Origin of the sequence: Cellulomonas flavigena DSM 20109, assembly GCF_000092865.1 — a bacterium.
In the GTDB taxonomy this organism is placed as follows: domain Bacteria; phylum Actinomycetota; class Actinomycetes; order Actinomycetales; family Cellulomonadaceae; genus Cellulomonas; species Cellulomonas flavigena.
On the sequence record NC_014151.1, the window covers coordinates 3,299,487 to 3,315,137 of the forward strand.

Consider the following 15,651-nt stretch of genomic DNA (forward strand, 5'->3'; position numbering starts at 1 on the left):
GGGGCCTCCGACACGGCCGCGCGTCCACAGGCGCCCGATGCCCTGGTCAGCCCGTGACCCGCACCTCGACGCGGCGGTTGAGCGCGCGCCCGGACGGGTCGTCCAGCCCGTCGGTCGTCTCCTCCGCCACCGGCTGCGCGCTGCCGTGACCCGTGACGGTGAGCACCAGGTCCGGACGGGCGGCCGTGAGCGCGTCGGCGACGGCCTGCGCCCGAGCCTGCGACAGCGGCACGTTGACGGCGTCGCCGCCGAGCCCGTCGGTGTGCCCGTCGACCGCCACCGCGGCGCCCTGCGGCAGGGCGGCGGCGAGCTCACCGATCTTCCCTGCCGCACCGGGCGCGAGCTCGGCGCTGTCGAAGGCGAACAGCAGGTCCGACGTGAGCGTCGTGACGCCCTGCGCCTCGCGCGCGAGCTCCCGCACGGACTTCTCGCGGACGAGCGCGAGCGGCCCGCCCACGAGCTGCAGCTCTCCCCCGCCGAGCCGTAGCGTGGCGCGCGCGATCATGTCGGGCGTCACCGGCGTGCGGGCGAGCTCGGCCCACGGCGGCTCGCCGGACGCCGCGGACGCGGGCCCGGCGGCGGCGACGACGCACAGGGCGGTCAGCGCGACCGCCGCACCGCGCCGCACCCTGCCGGCGGTCACGAGCCCGTCCGCGCGGTCACCCCGGTGAAGGCCGGGAGCCCCTCGGCGATGAGCACGTCGAGCGAGCCGCCCTCGGTGTCCGGCGCGGGCAGCGCCGCCCAGCCCTCGAGCGTCGAGCCGTTGCGCATCCTGGTCGAGAGGACGTTGACCGGCGACGCGAGCATCGACGCCCGGCACTCCTGGCGGTCCAGCGTGCCGCCGTTCCAGTCCCCCTTGACGCACAACGGCATGAACGCCTGCAGGTGCGTGGTGTCGGTGACGACCGGGGTCGGCTCGATACCGAGGTCGAACAGCGTCATCTCCTCGTCCTCGCCGCGTTCGGGCGCCTCCCACCGAAGGGCCCACCGCAGGCTGAGGACCTCGGCGTCGACACGGACGTCGCGCAGGATCAGCGTGACCTGGCCGCCCGCGACCTCGCCGCCGGCGGGCGTGTCGACCGTCTGCTCGGCGAGCACCTGCTCCGCGACGTCGTCGACGGGTGGCGCCTGCTCCTCGCCCGCCCCGCCACCGGCCGGCGAGGCCAGGTCGCTGGTCGCGGCGGGCGTCGGCTCGTCGTCACCCGTGCAGGCCGACGTCAGGACGACGGCGCCGGCCACGGCCAGGGCAGCCAGGGCACGACGCATCGGGGGGCGGGACGGCAGGGGACGGGACGAGGGCATGCGGGACCTCCGGGGCGACGGGTGCTGGTCCGTCACGCTACCCGGGGAGACGGAAGCGGGACGAACCGGTCAGGCTCGGGTCGCCCGGACGGCGGACCGCCGGAGGGGGCGTCCTCAGTCGCGCGCCGCGTCCCGATCGCGCTCGGCCTCGATCCCCGCGTCGAGCAGCGCCCGACGGTAGCTGCCGAACGCCCGGACGGCGGGCCGCGGAGCGACGCGCAGCAGCGCCGAGACCGCCTTGTAGCGCAGGCTCGGGGTCGACAGCACGACACCGCGACGCACGTCCGCGAGCGCCGCCGCGACGACGTCCTCCGCATCGAGCCACGCGGCCGTCGGGTAGTGCGTCGTGTCGATGCGCCCGCGCGCGTGGAACTCGGTGTGCGTGTAGCCGGGCGCCACGACCGTCGCCGTCACCCCGGTGCCCTTCAGCTCGACCGCGAGGCCCTCGGTGAACGTGCGCACCCAGGCCTTGTGCGCGGAGTACGTGCCCGAGGCGATGAGCGCCGCGACGGACCCGACGTTGAGGATCGCCCCGCGCCCGCGCCGCACCATCGCGTCCGCGGCGGCGTGCGACAGCACCATGACCGTGCGGACCATGAGCTCGAGCGCGCGGTCCTCGGCGTCGACGTCGCCTCCGACGAACCGCTGGTTGAGCCCGAGGCCCGCGTTGTTGACGAGGAGCCCCACGGGGCGTTCGTCGGAGCGCAGGCGCTGCGCGACCCGCTCGACGTCGGCGCGGTCGGTGAGGTCGGCGGGCAGCACCTCGGCGTGCACGCCCGCGGCGGCCTCGAGCTGACCCTTGAGGCGGGTCAGCCGTTCCTCGTCGCGCGCCACGAGGACGACGTCGTGCCGTGCCGTGGCGAGCTGCCAGGCGAACTCCAGACCGAGGCCGGCGCTCGCGCCGGTGACCAGTGCGGTACCCATGGGCGCCACCCTACGGACCGGGACGGGGCCGCGTCGCGGTGTCCCGGGATCGTGTCCCGGGTGCGCGCGCCGCCGGCCGCCCGTAGCGTCGGTGCGGTCGTCGCGACGGGACGGGGTGAGGTGCGTGACCACGAACGGTGAGCTGGTCCCGGCGCCGCTGGCGCTCGTGACGGGGGCGTCGAGCGGCATCGGGCTCGAGGTGGCGGTGCGGCTGGCGGAGCTCGGTCACGACCTCGTCGTGACGTCCGAGGACGACGACCTGGCGCTCGCCGCCGACGGCCTGACCGGGCAGGGCCGCGCCGTGCGCGCGGTGCGCGCCGACCTGACGTCGCCCGAGGGCGTGGACGCGCTGGTCGCGGAGGTCACGGGCACGGGCCGCCCCCTCGACGTCCTCGTGCTCAACGCCGGCACCGGCGCGGGCGGCGCGTTCCTCGACGTCCCGCTCGAGCGGCACCTGGCCACGATCGGGCTCGACGTCGTCGCGCCCGTGCGGCTCGCGCACGCGCTGCTGCCCGCGATGGTCGCCCGGGGCGTCGGCCGCGTGCTGGTGACCTCGTCGGTCGCTGCGCTGATGCCCGGGCCGTACTACGCGACCTACGCGGCGTCGAAGGCGTTCGACCTGTCGTTCGCGCAGGCGCTGCGGTACGAGCTGCGCGACACGGGCGTCACGGTGACGGCGCTGCTGCCCGGCCCGACGGACACGGAGTTCTTCGAGCGGGCCGACATGCAGGACACGCGCGTGTCGCACGGGGACAAGGACGACCCTGCGGACGTCGCGCGGCAGGCGGTCGACGGGCTGCTCGAGGGCAGGGAGAAGGTCGTCGTGCGGTCGCTGAAGGCGCGTGCGCAGGCCGCCGCGGGCGCAGTGCTCAGCGACGGGGCCGCGGCCGCGATGCACGCACGGTTCACCGAGCCGCTCGACGAGCCCGACGAGGGCTGAGGTCGGTTCGCCGTCCACAGGCCGGTCGACCTGGACCCCGCACGTCGGTGGCGGCTCGTAGGGTGGTCGGGTGCTGCCGGATCCCGCCCCCGAGACCCGTCGACGCCGCTCGGCGGACCCGTTCGACGACGTCCCGGCGGCCGAGCCCCCGGCGTGGGAGGACGCGCCGGCGGAGCCGTGGTGGGACGAGGCTCCCCCGCCGGACGACGCCCCGCCGCCCGAGGCGTGGGCGGACGACCCGTGGGCGCCGGGCGCGGCCGCGACGCGCGGACGGTCGACGTCGCGCCGGCCCGACGCGCCGCGCAGCACCGCGACGGGCCACCCGGCACCGTCGCACGGCACACCCGCGGACGTCCTGCACCGCGTGTGGGGCTACGAGGCGTTCCGCGGCGACCAGGCGGCGGTCGTCGACACGGTGGTCGCGGGCGGCGACGCGGTCGTGCTCATGCCCACCGGTGGGGGCAAGTCGCTGTGCTACCAGGTGCCCGCGCTGGTCCGCGAGGGCACCGGCGTGGTGGTCTCGCCGCTGATCGCGCTCATGCAGGACCAGGTGGACGCGCTGTCCGCGCTCGGCGTGCGCGCGGGGTTCCTCAACTCGACGCAGGAGCGGCACCAGCGTCGCGCCGTCGAGGACGCGTTCCTCTCCGGCGAGCTCGACCTGCTGTACCTCGCGCCGGAGCGCCTGCGGGTACCCGAGACGCTCGACCTGCTGGACCGGGGCCACGTCGCGCTGTTCGCGATCGACGAGGCGCACTGCGTGTCGCAGTGGGGCCACGACTTCCGGCCCGACTACCTCGCGCTGTCCCTGCTGCACGAGCGCTGGCCGGACGTGCCCCGTGTGGCGCTGACGGCCACGGCGACCCGCGCGACGCACCGGGAGATCTGCGAGCGGCTGCAGCTGACGGACGCCGCGCAGTTCGTCGCGAGCTTCGACCGGCCCAACATCCGGTACCGGATCGTGCCGAAGGACAACCCGCGCGCGCAGCTGCTGCACCTGCTGCGCACGGAGCACGACGGCGACTCCGGCATCGTCTACTGCCTGTCGCGCGCATCGGTCGAGCAGACCGCCGAGGCGCTGCGCGACGCCGGGATCGACGCGCTGCCGTACCACGCGGGCCTCGAGCGGGGGGTGCGCGCGGCCAACCAGTCGCGGTTCCTGCGCGAGGACGGTGTGGTGATGGTCGCGACCATCGCGTTCGGCATGGGCATCGACAAGCCGGACGTGCGGTTCGTCGCACACCTCGACCTGCCGAAGTCGGTCGAGGGCTACTACCAGGAGACGGGCCGCGCGGGTCGTGACGGGCTGCCGTCGACAGCGTGGCTCGCGTACGGCCTGGCCGACGTGGTGCAGCAGCGGCGCCTCATCGACACCTCGGAGGGCGACGCCGCCCACAGGCGGCGGCTCACGCAGCACCTCGACGCGATGCTCGCGCTCTGCGAGACGGTGGACTGCCGGCGCACCCAGCTCCTGGCGTACTTCGGCCAGGAGTCCGACGGCCCGTGCGGCAACTGCGACACGTGCCTCGAGCCGCCGCAGTCGTGGGACGGCACGGTGCCGGCGCAGAAGCTGCTGTCGACGATCGTGCGCCTGGACCAGCGCGGGCAGCGGTACGGCGTGGGGCACCTGGTCGACATCCTGCGCGGCAAGGCGACGCCGCGCGTGCAGCAGCTGGGCCACGAGTCGCTGTCGACCTTCGGGATCGGCCAGGACCTGTCCGACGGCGAGTGGCGCGGCGTGGTGCGCCAGCTCCTGGCGGCCGAGCTGCTGGCGGTCGACACCGAGGGCTACGGCACGCTGCGCCTGGTGCCCGCATCGGCGGACGTGCTGCGCGGCGAGCGCGAGGTGCGGCTGCGCCGCGAGCCGGAGCGCACGGGCCGGGCGACGCGCGAGCGCCGCGGGTCCGGGCGACCGGCCGCGGCGGCGGACCTCAGCGGGGACGACGCGGCCGTGTTCGAGGCGCTGCGCGCGTGGCGTGCGGGCGCGGCGAAGGAGCAGGGCGTGCCCGCGTACGTGGTGTTCCACGACGCGACGCTGCGCGAGATCGCGACCCGCCGCCCGGCGAGCCGGGCCGAGCTCGGCACGATCAGCGGCGTCGGCGCGGCCAAGCTCGACCGGTACGGCGAGGGGGTGCTGGCCACCCTGGCGGGGTGAGGGCTCAGACCTGCGCCGAGCCCGTCGACCCACGGACGATCAGACGGGTCGGCAGCAGGACCGGTGCGCCGGGCACCGGCAGGTCGACGACCAGCCCGTCGTCGTCCTCGTCGTCACCACCCGCGGGGCGCTCGCCGTCGAGCCGCGTGAGCAGCAGGTCGGCGGCCATGCGGCCGGCACGCTCGACGGGCGACTCGATGGTCGTCAGCGCCGGCCGCACGAGGTCGGAACCGAAGATGTCGTCGCACCCGACCACGCTCAACCCTTCCGGCACGGCGACGCCGCGCGCGTCGAGCCGCTCGAGGATGCCGAACGCCAGCAGGTCGTTGAAGGCGACGATCGCCGTGACGCCGGCATCGAGGGCGGCGTCGGCCGCGTCGGCACCCGACGTGCGCACGGGCGCGTACGGTCCGAGCACGACGAGCTCGACACCGAGGCGCGCGGCCGCCGGCTCGAGAGCCTCGCGGCGGCGGCGGTCGGACCACGACGTCGTGGGTCCCGCGGCGTACGCGACGCGCGTGTGCCCCTGCTCCACGAGGTGCTCGAGCGCCTGGACCATGCCGCCGGCGGTGTCGAGCAGCACGCCCGGGGTGCCGGGGATGGTGCGGTTGACGACGACGAGCGCGAGGTCCTCGGCGGCGACGGCGATCTGGTCGTCGGTGAGGCGCGAGGCCGCGAGGACCGCGCCGTCGACCTGGCCGCGCAGCTTGCGCAGCGTGTCGAGCTCGACCTCGGCGGACTCCTCGGTGTCCGCGAGCACCTGCACGTACCCGGACTCGCGCAGCCGCGCACCGGTGCCGCGCACGAGGCCGAAGAAGAACGGGTTGGTGACGTCGGGGAGCACGAGCGCGACCGTCGCGGTGCGACCGGACAGCAGCGCGCGGGCCGAGGCGCTGGGGATGTACCCGAGCTCCTTGGCCACGGCGACCACCCGGTCGGCCGTGCCGGCGTTGACCCGGCCCGGTCTGGTGAGGGCGCGTGACGCGGTCGAGACCGCCACCCCTGCTGCCGCCGCGACATCACGCAACGTGGGCTGCCGCCTGACGGCCATGCACCCTCCCGGTCGGGTCCACGGCCCCCGGCGACGATGCCGCGGACCGTTCCTTGCTGGCAAACGATTGCCAGCCTAGCGTCTTCCTGCTTAGTCTCACCAGTGCCCCCGCGACGACGCGACAGGGCGAGAGGAGCCTCCCACGATGTCCGGCACCGCCATCCGTTCCGCCGAGGTCCTGGTGTCCAGCCCCGGCCGCAATTTTGTAACGTTACGCCTCGTCACGGAAGACGGCGTCGAAGGACTCGGCGACGCGACCCTCAACGGACGTGAGCTCGCCGTCGCCAGCTACCTGACCGACCACGTCGTCCCCCTCCTGATCGGCAGGGACGCCCACACCATTGAGGACACCTGGCAGTTCCTCTACCGCTCGGCGTACTGGCGCCGCGGCCCGGTCACCATGGCCGCCATCGCGGCCGTCGACGTCGCGCTGTGGGACGTCAAGGCCAAGCTCGCCGGCATGCCGCTCTACCAGCTCCTCGGCGGCGCCTCACGCCACGGGATCATGGCGTACGGGCACGCCTCGGGCCGCGACGTGCCCGAGCTGCTCGACTCGATCCGCGAGCACCTCGACCAGGGCTTCCGCTCGATCCGCGTGCAGACCTCGGTGCCCGGCATCGACGCCGTCTACGGGGTGGCCACCAACCCGTCGTCGTCCGGGCGCTACGACTACGAGCCCGCCCAGCGCGCGCCGCTGCCCGCCGAGGAGGACTGGGACACCCGCGCGTACCTGCGCCACATCCCCCGGGTCTTCGAGGCCGTGCGGAACGAGTTCGGCCCCGCGCTGCCGCTGCTGCACGACGGCCACCACCGCATGACCCCCATCCAGGCCGCGCGCCTGGGCAAGGACCTCGAGCCCTACGACCTGTTCTGGCTCGAGGACTGCACGCCGGCCGAGAACCAGGACGCGCTGCGCCTGGTCCGGCAGCACACCGTGACGCCGCTCGCGATCGGCGAGGTCTTCAACACCGTGTGGGACTACCAGACGCTCATCCGCGAGCAGCTCATCGACTACGTCCGTTCGGCCGTCACGCACACCGGTGGCATCACGGCGCTGCGGCGCATCCTCGACTACGCCGCGCAGTACCAGATCAAGTCCGGGATCCACGGGCCCACCGACATCTCGCCGGTCGGCATGGCCGCCGCGCTGCACCTGGACCTCGCGATCCACAACTTCGGGATCCAGGAGTACATGAAGCACTCGCCGACGACGGACGAGGTGTTCCGCACGTCCTTCACGTTCACCGACGGCTACCTGCACCCGGGCCACGAGCCGGGGCTCGGGGTCGCCTACGACGACGACGCGGCCGCGCGCCACCCGTACCAGGCGGCGTACCTGCCGTTCAACCGGCTCAAGGACGGCACGGTGCACGACTGGTGAGCACCGCCGACACGATCCCGGTCCATCCCGCCTGGCTCCCCGACGCCGCGTTCGCGCCGCTCGGGTCCCGCCGCGTCCGCGTCGCGCTCGGTCCCGACGCCGCCGACCCCGTGGCCGCGACCGTCCTCGACGAGGTCCGGCGCGCCACAGCCGCGCACGGCGGCGCACTCGTCACGGACGACGGCCCGTCGGACGTCGTCCTGCGGTGGGAGCCCGACGCCCCCGCCGCCGGGTTCACCACCACCCGCACGGGCGGTGTCACGAGCGTCGTCGCGCGCGACGCGGTCGGGCTGCTGCACGGACTGCACGCGCTCGTCCGCGCGGGCGAGGCGGCGTTCGGCGCCGACCACCCCACGGTCGTCGACACCCCGGTCGCACCCGTGCGCATGCTCGACCACTGGGACAACATCGACGTGCACCCCGTCATGGGGCAGGTCGAGCGCGGGTACGCCGGCGGGTCGATCTTCTACGCCGACGGGCGCGTGCGCGACGACCTGTCGCGCGTCGCGGCGTACGCGCGGCTGCTCGGGTCCATCGGCATCAACGCCGTCGCGATCAACAACGTCAACGTGCACCGCACCGAGGCGCGGCTGCTCACCGACGGCCTGTCGGACGTCGCGCGCGTCGCCGACCTCTTCCGGCCGCACGGCGTGCGCACGTACCTGTCGGTGTCGTTCGCGTCGCCCGTCGTCCTCGGCGGCCTGCCCACGTCCGATCCCGCCGACCCCGACGTGCAGGCCTGGTGGGCGGCGGCCGCGGACCGCGTCTACGCGACGATCCCCGACTTCGGCGGGTTCGTCGTCAAGGCGGACTCCGAGGGGCAGCCCGGTCCGTTCGCGTACGGGCGGGACCACGCGGACGGCGCCAACCTGCTGGCCCGTGCCGTCGCCCCGCACGGCGGGACGGTGTTCTGGCGGGCGTTCGTGTACAACCACGAGCAGGACTGGCGCGACCGTCGCACCGACCGTGCCCGCGCCGCGTACGACCACTTCGCGCCGCTCGACGGGCGGTTCGACGACAACGTCGTGCTGCAGGTGAAGTACGGCCCGATGGACTTCCAGACGCGCGAACCCGTCTCCCCCGTGCTCGCCGCGATGCCGCGCACACGCCTGGCCGTCGAGCTGCAGGTCACGCAGGAGTACACGGGGCAGCAGCAGCACGTGTGCTACTTGGGGCCGCTGTGGTCGCAGGTGCTGACGTTCCCGCTCGCGGACGGCGCGACGCGGGACGTCGCGTCGATCGTCGCGGGGGTGCCCGGGCCCGGTGCCGACGCCCCGCCGTCCGGCTCGACGCCGACCGGCGGGATCACCGCCGTGTCCAACGTCGGGGACGACGAGTTCTGGACCGGCCACCCGCTCGCGCAGGCCAACCTCTACGCGTACGGGCGGCTCGCGTGGGACCCGCAGGCGGACCCGGTCGCGCTGCTCGACGAGTGGATCGGGCTGACGTTCCCGGGCGCGGACCGGCGCGTGCGCGACACCCTGCACACGCTGATGGACGGCTCGTGGCTCACGTACGAGGCGTACACCGCGCCCCTCGGGGTGGGCTTCATGGTCGACCCGGGCCGCCAGCACTACGGGCCGAACGTGGACGGGTACGAGTACTCGAAGTGGGGCACGTACCACTTCGCCGACCGCGACGGCGTGGGCGTCGACCGGACCGTGGCGACGGGCACGGGCTACACCGGCCAGTACCCGTCACCGTGGCGCGAGACGTACGAGGACCTCGCGACCTGCCCCGACGAGCTGCTGCTGTTCTTCCACCACGTGCCGTACGGGCACGTGCTCCACAGCGGGCGCACGGTGATCCAGCACGTCTACGACTCGCGCGCCGACGCCGTCGACGTCGTCACGGCGTGGGTCGACGCGTGGTCCGCGCTGCGCGGGCTCGTCGACGACCGCCTGCACGCGCGCGTCGCCGAGCGCCTCGCCGAGCAGGTGCGGTCCGCCACCGAGTGGCGCGACCAGGTCCGCACGTACTTCTTCCGCAAGTCCGGCGTCCCCGACACCACCGGCCGCCCGATCCACTGACCCCTCCCGCCGACCGGAACCTCACTCACCGTTCAGGGCACCTGCCGGTGACCCAGGTTCCGGTCGGCGTGACGACGGCCACCCCCCCACCCGCCCAGCGGAACCTGGGTCACCGTTGACGGCACCATTCGGGGAGTCAGGTTCCGCACGGCGGAAGGGACGGGGGTCACCCCACCCGCCCAGCGGAACCTGGGTCACCGTTAACGGCACCATTCGGGGAGTCAGGTTCCGCTCGGCGGAAGGGACGGGGGGTCACCCCACCCGCCCAGCGGAACCTGGGTCACCGTTAACGGCACCATTCGGGGAGTCAGGTTCCGCTCGGCGGAAGGGACGGGGGTCAGCGGCCGGTGCCGTCGACCGCGTGCTCGTCGATCGCGGCCAGCTCGTCGTCCGTCAGCGGGGGCGCCGACAGGGCCGCGACGTTGTCCTCGAGCTGCGCCACCGAGCTCGCGCCGACGAGTGCGGACGTGATGCGCTCGTCGCGCAGGACCCACGACAGCGCGAGCTGCGCGAGGGTCTGGCCGCGGCCCGCCGCGATCTCGTGCAGGGCCCGCGCCCGGGTCAGGTACGTCGCGGAGAGCGCCTGCTCGGACAGGAACGGGCTGGCACCCGCCGCACGCGAGCCCGCCGGCGCCGCGCCGCCCAGGTACTTGTCGGTGAGCAGGCCCTGCGCGAGGGGCGAGAACACGATCGCGCCCACGCCGAGGTCACCGAGGGTGTCGAGCAGCGACTCGCGCTGCCCCTCGGCGACCAGCTCGACGTGCCGGTTGAACATCGAGTAGCTCGGCTGGTGGACGAGGAGCCGCACGCCCATCTCGGCCAGCACGGCGTGCGCCTGGCGGGTCTGCGACGGCGAGTAGTTGGAGACCCCGACGTACAGCGCCTTGCCGCTGCTCACGGCGTGCGCGAGCGCGCCCATCGTCTCCTCGAGCGGCGTCGAGGGGTCCGGACGGTGGTGGTAGAAGACGTCGACGTACTCCAGGCCCAGGCGCTGCAGCGACGCGTCGAGCGACGACAGCAGGTACTTGCGCGAGCCGCCGTCCTGGTACGGGCCCGACCACATGTCGTAGCCGGCCTTGGTGGAGACGACGATCTCGTCGCGGTACGGGCGCAGGTCGGCGGCCAGGTGCCGGCCGAAGTTCTCCTCCGCCGCACCCGGCCGCGGCCCGTAGTTGTTCGCGAGGTCGAAGTGCGTGACGCCGAGGTCGAACGCACGCCGCAGCACCGCGCGCTGCGTGCCGAACGGGGTGTCGTCGCCGAAGTTGTGCCACAGCCCCAGCGACAGCGCCGGCAGGTCGAGGCCCGAGCGGCCCGTACGGCGGTAGGTCATGGTGGCGTACCGGTCGGCGGCGGCACGGTACGGGTCGAGCGCGGGCATGAGGGCTCCTCGGTGGGCTGGTGCGACCACGCCAGGCTAGTTCGCGCCCGCACCGCCGACCCGCGCGCGGCGCCGCCGCACCCTCAGCGGGTCAACGAGCGCAGGACCTCGTCGGCGCGCTCGTCGCGGCCGGCGCCGCGCAGCACGTCGACCAGGGCGGAGACGACCTCGCCGCGGTGGTCGTGCTGCCGCACCATGGCGAAGCCCTCGACCGCGGACTCGAGGTTCCACACCGCCTCGTCGACCGCGCCGAGCCCCGCGTGCAGGCGCCCGGCGAGCCAGAACGCGTGCGCGGCGTCCGCGACGGCGTCGACACCCGCGTAGCCCTCGGCGGCCCGCGCCGCGCGCCGGGCGGCATCCGGCAGGTGGTCGCCGCCGAGCGACGCGAGCACCCGGGCCGCGGTGTCGTGCAGGTCCGCGCGGGCGCGTCGACGCGCGTACGACAGCCGCTCGTCGAGCTCCGCACCGGCGGCCTGCGCGACGGGGTCGACCGGAGCGTCGGCGTCGGCGGGCACGTCGGCGAGCTCGCCCAGCAGACCGTCGACGACGTCGACGACCGCCGCGCCCGTGCCCGTCACGACCGCCGCCGGAGCCCACGCCACGACCACGGGCACGACGTCGGGCACGGGCGTCCCGCCGGCACGCATCCGCGCGACCGCGCCGGGGTACGTGGCGGCCGCACCGTCGTCGTCGCTCGCCTCCTGCGCGCAGCGCGCGGCCTCGGCGAGCGCGAGGCCCGCGTCCGCGAGCCGGCCCGCCGCCTCCGCCTCGCGCGCAGCCTCGAGCCACGCCGCGGCCGCGGCGACGACGTCGCCGGCCTCGGTCAGCCGCTCGGCGCGCGCGAACGCGCTCTCGCCCGCGGCGACGTCGTCCGCCACGGCAGACGCGACGGTCCCGCCCGCCGGGGGTGCGTCGGGCCCCGTGGCGGGGATGACGTCGAGGTCGAGCCGCGCCACCGTGGGCCGCGTCGCGCGCGCGTCGGCAAGGCTGCGCGCGTACCGATCGGTGCCGTTGCGCGCGTCGAACGCGCGCGCGAGCGCGGCAGCCCGGGAGTCCGCCCAGTCCCGCAGGCCCGTGACGTCCCGGACGGGCACGCCGTCGAGCTCGACGGGCAGCGTGGCGTGGTCCGGCAGCAGCGCCGAGGTGCCGGCGACCACGTCGGCGAGGAACCAGAACGTGTCGTCGGGGGTGTCGGCCCGCTGCAGCAGGCGCGCGTCCGAGGCCAGGGCCCGCAGCGCCCGCCGCGGCTGGCCGCCGCGGGCCAGCAGCACGAACCGCGCGCCGCGCGCGCCGGCCATGTCGGACTCGGAGTCCGCGAGCGCGGCGACCGCCCGACGGTGGGTCGCGGCGGCCTCCTGCGCGCGCCCGGCCTCGAGGTGCAGGGTGGCGAGGCGCGCGAGCATGTCGGCCGGCTCGGTGGCGCACGTGCCGCCCTCGGCGAGGGTCTGCTCGATCAGCCGCGCTGCGTCCTCGACGTCGCCGCGCTCGACGAGGTACGTGGCGCGGTCGCCCGGGTCGCACACCTCGCACTGCGAGAAGTCGTCACGCGGCGTGCGGACCCACTGCTCGTAGAGCTCGTCGACGTCCGGGGCGCCGCGCTTGCGGGCCCAGCAGAACTTCTCGTACGCGACCGCGTCGTGGCCCAGCCCGGCGACCGCGTAGCGGCGCTCCATGTCGGCGAGGGTCGCCTCGATCTGCGCGGCCGGCACGTCGGGGAAGTCCGACAGGTGCCCGACCATCCACTTGAACGACCAGAAGAGCTGGTGCACGTCGGTCTCGTCGAGGTGCTCCGGGTGCTCGTCGTACCACCGGACCGCCTGCGTGAACGGCAGGTACGCGCGGTCCACCTCCCCCGCCCACACGTACGACTCGACGAGCACGAGCAGCGCGTACGCGCGCGCCTGGTCCGGCCCCTCGGCCTCCACGAGCCGCGCCTGCTGCTCGGCCGCCTGCGTGCGCGCCGCGCCGTACGGCAGGCCCCGCACGCGGGAGATCTCACGGTTCGCCTCGGCCAGCGAGCGGGTCATGCGTCCTCCTGGGTCTCGTCGGGCACGCGCGACGCGGGTGGGAGCCCCGCCTCGAGCAGCACGCCCATCGCGTCGTTCATCAGCTCGGCCTCGCGGACGCGCAGCGGCTCGCCGGCCAGCAGCACGGCGGTGACGTACAGCGACCGCACGCCGGCGGCGAGCACGGGGGCGTCGGGTGCGGCGGCGAGCAGGCGCCGCACGGTGGGGTTGTCGTCGTTGAGCACGAGCCGCCGGGCGGGCTCGGTGTCGGCGCCGGCGAACCCGGCGAGCACCCCACCCCACAGGTCGTCGGCCTCGGAGACCGCACGGCGCACGTCGCTCTCGTGCCGCCCGTCGCGGTCCTCGAGCAGCACGGCCGGGACCTGCTCCGGCGCGAAGCGGCGCACGACGAGGTCGCAGTCCAGGGGCCGGACGACCTCCCGGGCGGCCTGCACCTGGTCGAGGACCTCGAGCTCGCGGTGCGGCTCGACGGGCTCGAGCACCTGGGCCACGTCGCGCGCCTGCAGCTCGCGGACACGCCAGCCGGGGCGGCGGGCGAGGCGCGCCAGCAGCTCGGCGTCGTAGACGTACCCCGCGTTGACGATCGTCATGCCCTGCGCGCGGGCGACGGGCGCGACACGGCGGAAGTCCTCGACGCGCGTCGTGTGCAGGACCTCGCCGTGGTCGTCGCGCACCTGCGCGAGGGTTTGCGTCCCGTCGGTGGTCTCGAAGGGCAGGACCTGCGCGGTGAGGTCGAGGACCTCGTCGTCGACGACGGCCAGCGACCGCAGCGCCAGGTGGTGGGTCGTGACCACGTCGCGACTGAGCTCGGACGGGGACGTGAGGGTCGCGACGGTCCACGTGCGCACCTGCGCCGCGAGAGCCTCCTGCGCCGCGAGCAGGGCGTCGTCCGTGTAGAGCTGCTCGCGCGAGGCCGTCGGGCGCAGCACGCTCGTGTCGACGACGCACCGCACGAAGAACGCCCAGTCGGGCAGCAGGTCCTCGACCTGCGTGCCGAGCAGCATGCGCTTGAGGTACACACGGTGCCGCGAGCCCGCGCCCGGCGGCACGGCGGTGGGCAGGACGTACGCGACGCCGGACAGGCCGGCGAGCGGCACGTCGAGGTCGATGTGCGCGAGCGGCGTGAACCCGAGGGTCCGCTCGCAGTAGGCCGCGAGCGCGGCCCTGCGCTCCTCGTCGTCCGCGTACGTCGCGCGCCACGGCAGGACGGGCTCGCTGACGCGCCGCCAGGCCGTGCCCTCGTCGCCGGGCAGCGGGACCTCGACGGCGACGTCGACGGGCAGCAGCGAGCCGAACTCCTGCGCGAGCGCGACGACGGTCTCGGCCGTGAGCCAGTGATCCATGTCGGGCCGCGCACGCAGGCGCACGGTGCTGCCCACGTCGACGCTGCCGACGGGCAGGACGGTCAGGTCGTAGCGGCCGTCGGCGTACCCGACCCACCGCACCGGAGGCGCCTGCGGGTCCACCGCGGAGCGCGAGACCAGCTCGATCTCGTCCGCGACCATGAACGCCGACAGCAGCCCGATGCCGAACTGCCCGAGGAACTCCTCACGCCCCAGGCCGAGGTCGAGGTCGCGCTTGGACGACCGGCCGACGGTCGCGAGCAGCTCCTCCGCCTGCGCGGGCGTCAGCCCGACGCCCGAGTCGGTGACCTCGAGGGTGCCGCCGGGGCCCGGGCGCAGCCGCACCGTGGCGGGCGCGTCCGGGTCGACGGCGCGGCGGGCCGTGATCGCGTCGACACCGTTCTGCAGCAGCTCGCGCACGTACACGCGTGGTCCGGAGTACAGGTGCCGCGCCAGCAGGTCGACGACGCCGCGCAGGTCGACCTGGAAGGCGCGACCCGCCGCGGTGGGGTCGTCGTGCACGTTCAGTCCTGCTCCTGCGCGGCCTTCGCGGCGGCCGCCTCGGCCGGGTACTGCTCGTCGAGGTGCTCGAAGAGCTGCAGCGCGGTGGAGATGCCGCACGCGAGCTGCAGGTCGACCTGCGCGTCGGCGACGCCGTGCTCGTAGTCGACCGTGTGCTCGGCGTACACGCCGACGACCTCGTCCTCGAGGCGCACGTAGCCCTTGGGCCACAGGTGGGTCGCGTTCCACTCGTTGACGAGCTCCAGGAGCCGGCCGAGCTGGTCGGGCCCGACCTTGCGGTTCCAGCGCCCGCGCGTCTGCAGGAACTCGCCGTTGCCCCCCAGCAGGAAGAAGTAGAAGAGGTGCCCGTCCCAGTAGCCGCCGACGTCACCGTCGTCGTCGATGCCGTACTGCATGTCGCGGGCGTCGAGCGCGCCGGTGATGCGGTCGCGGCTCAGCGGTCCCAGCGCCGGCGGCGCCGGCTGCAGCGGGACGGACGTGTCCTTGGTGAAGAAGCCCATGATCTCCCCGTCGGGTGCGGTGGCGGGCCGCGACTGCTCGACGCCCGGGTGGCGCTCGGACGGCCCGCCCGCTGAGCCTAGTCATGGTGCCCGACATGTCC

General features: G+C 74.9%; 12 protein-coding genes. 4 read left to right on the forward strand and 8 right to left on the reverse strand.

From position 1 onward, the window contains the following. Positions 1–46: 46 nt before the first annotated feature. The 3 genes from CFLA_RS15050 to CFLA_RS15060 form a co-directional block, all read right to left on the reverse strand. Positions 47–643, reverse strand: coding sequence for an OmpA family protein (locus CFLA_RS15050; RefSeq protein WP_013118191.1), 597 nt, complete (start codon positions 641–643; stop codon positions 47–49). Beyond that, positions 640–1,302, reverse strand: a complete 663-nt coding sequence (locus CFLA_RS15055) for a hypothetical protein (RefSeq protein ID WP_013118192.1) — start codon at positions 1,300–1,302, stop codon at positions 640–642. The genes CFLA_RS15050 and CFLA_RS15055 overlap by 4 nt, the downstream gene beginning before the upstream one ends. 114 nt (positions 1,303–1,416) lie before the next feature. Next, positions 1,417–2,226 carry an SDR family NAD(P)-dependent oxidoreductase gene (locus CFLA_RS15060; protein WP_013118193.1) on the reverse strand — a complete coding sequence of 270 codons (810 nt, stop codon included), beginning with the start codon at positions 2,224–2,226 and terminating at the stop codon, positions 1,417–1,419. A 124-nt stretch (positions 2,227–2,350) separates the two neighbouring features. Here CFLA_RS15060 and CFLA_RS15065 point away from each other — a divergent pair, with 124 nt between their 5' ends. After that, a complete protein-coding gene (locus CFLA_RS15065; RefSeq protein ID WP_013118194.1) occupies positions 2,351–3,166 on the forward strand; it encodes an SDR family NAD(P)-dependent oxidoreductase in 816 nt (271 codons plus the stop codon). A 70-nt stretch (positions 3,167–3,236) separates the two neighbouring features. Then, positions 3,237–5,318, forward strand: coding sequence for a DNA helicase RecQ (recQ, locus tag CFLA_RS15070; protein WP_013118195.1), 2,082 nt, complete (start codon positions 3,237–3,239; stop codon positions 5,316–5,318). A gap of 4 nt (positions 5,319–5,322) precedes the next feature. Here the strand turns inward: recQ and CFLA_RS15075 are convergent, their stop codons facing one another. Beyond that, positions 5,323–6,369, reverse strand: a complete 1,047-nt coding sequence (locus CFLA_RS15075; protein ID WP_013118196.1) for a LacI family DNA-binding transcriptional regulator — start codon at positions 6,367–6,369, stop codon at positions 5,323–5,325. Between the two features lie 145 nt (positions 6,370–6,514). Between CFLA_RS15075 and manD the strand changes: the two genes are divergently transcribed. Together manD and CFLA_RS15085 are read left to right on the forward strand one after the other, a co-directional pair. Then, positions 6,515–7,750, forward strand: coding sequence for a D-mannonate dehydratase ManD (gene manD / locus CFLA_RS15080; protein WP_013118197.1), 1,236 nt, complete (start codon positions 6,515–6,517; stop codon positions 7,748–7,750). Beyond that, entirely contained in the window at positions 7,747–9,780 is a 2,034-nt protein-coding gene (locus tag CFLA_RS15085) for an alpha-glucuronidase (protein WP_013118198.1), read from the forward strand. The genes manD and CFLA_RS15085 overlap by 4 nt, the downstream gene beginning before the upstream one ends. Positions 9,781–10,117: 337 nt before the next feature. Here the strand turns inward: CFLA_RS15085 and CFLA_RS15090 are convergent, their stop codons facing one another. The 4 genes from CFLA_RS15090 to CFLA_RS15105 all read right to left on the reverse strand — a co-directional run bounded on the left by CFLA_RS15090 (position 10,118) and on the right by CFLA_RS15105 (position 15,550). Next, positions 10,118–11,158 (reverse strand): aldo/keto reductase, encoded by a 1,041-nt coding sequence (locus CFLA_RS15090; RefSeq protein WP_013118199.1) that lies wholly within the window; start codon positions 11,156–11,158, stop codon positions 10,118–10,120. A gap of 83 nt (positions 11,159–11,241) precedes the next feature. Next, a complete protein-coding gene (locus CFLA_RS15095; protein ID WP_013118200.1) occupies positions 11,242–13,185 on the reverse strand; it encodes a hypothetical protein in 1,944 nt (647 codons plus the stop codon). After that, positions 13,182–15,050, reverse strand: a complete 1,869-nt coding sequence (locus CFLA_RS15100) for an HSP90 family protein (RefSeq protein ID WP_013118201.1) — start codon at positions 15,048–15,050, stop codon at positions 13,182–13,184. Before CFLA_RS15100 ends, CFLA_RS15095 begins: the two co-directional genes overlap by 4 nt. A gap of 2 nt (positions 15,051–15,052) precedes the next feature. After that, positions 15,053–15,550, reverse strand: coding sequence for a type III secretion system chaperone family protein (locus tag CFLA_RS15105; RefSeq protein WP_013118202.1), 498 nt, complete (start codon positions 15,548–15,550; stop codon positions 15,053–15,055). Positions 15,551–15,651: the final 101 nt, after the last annotated feature.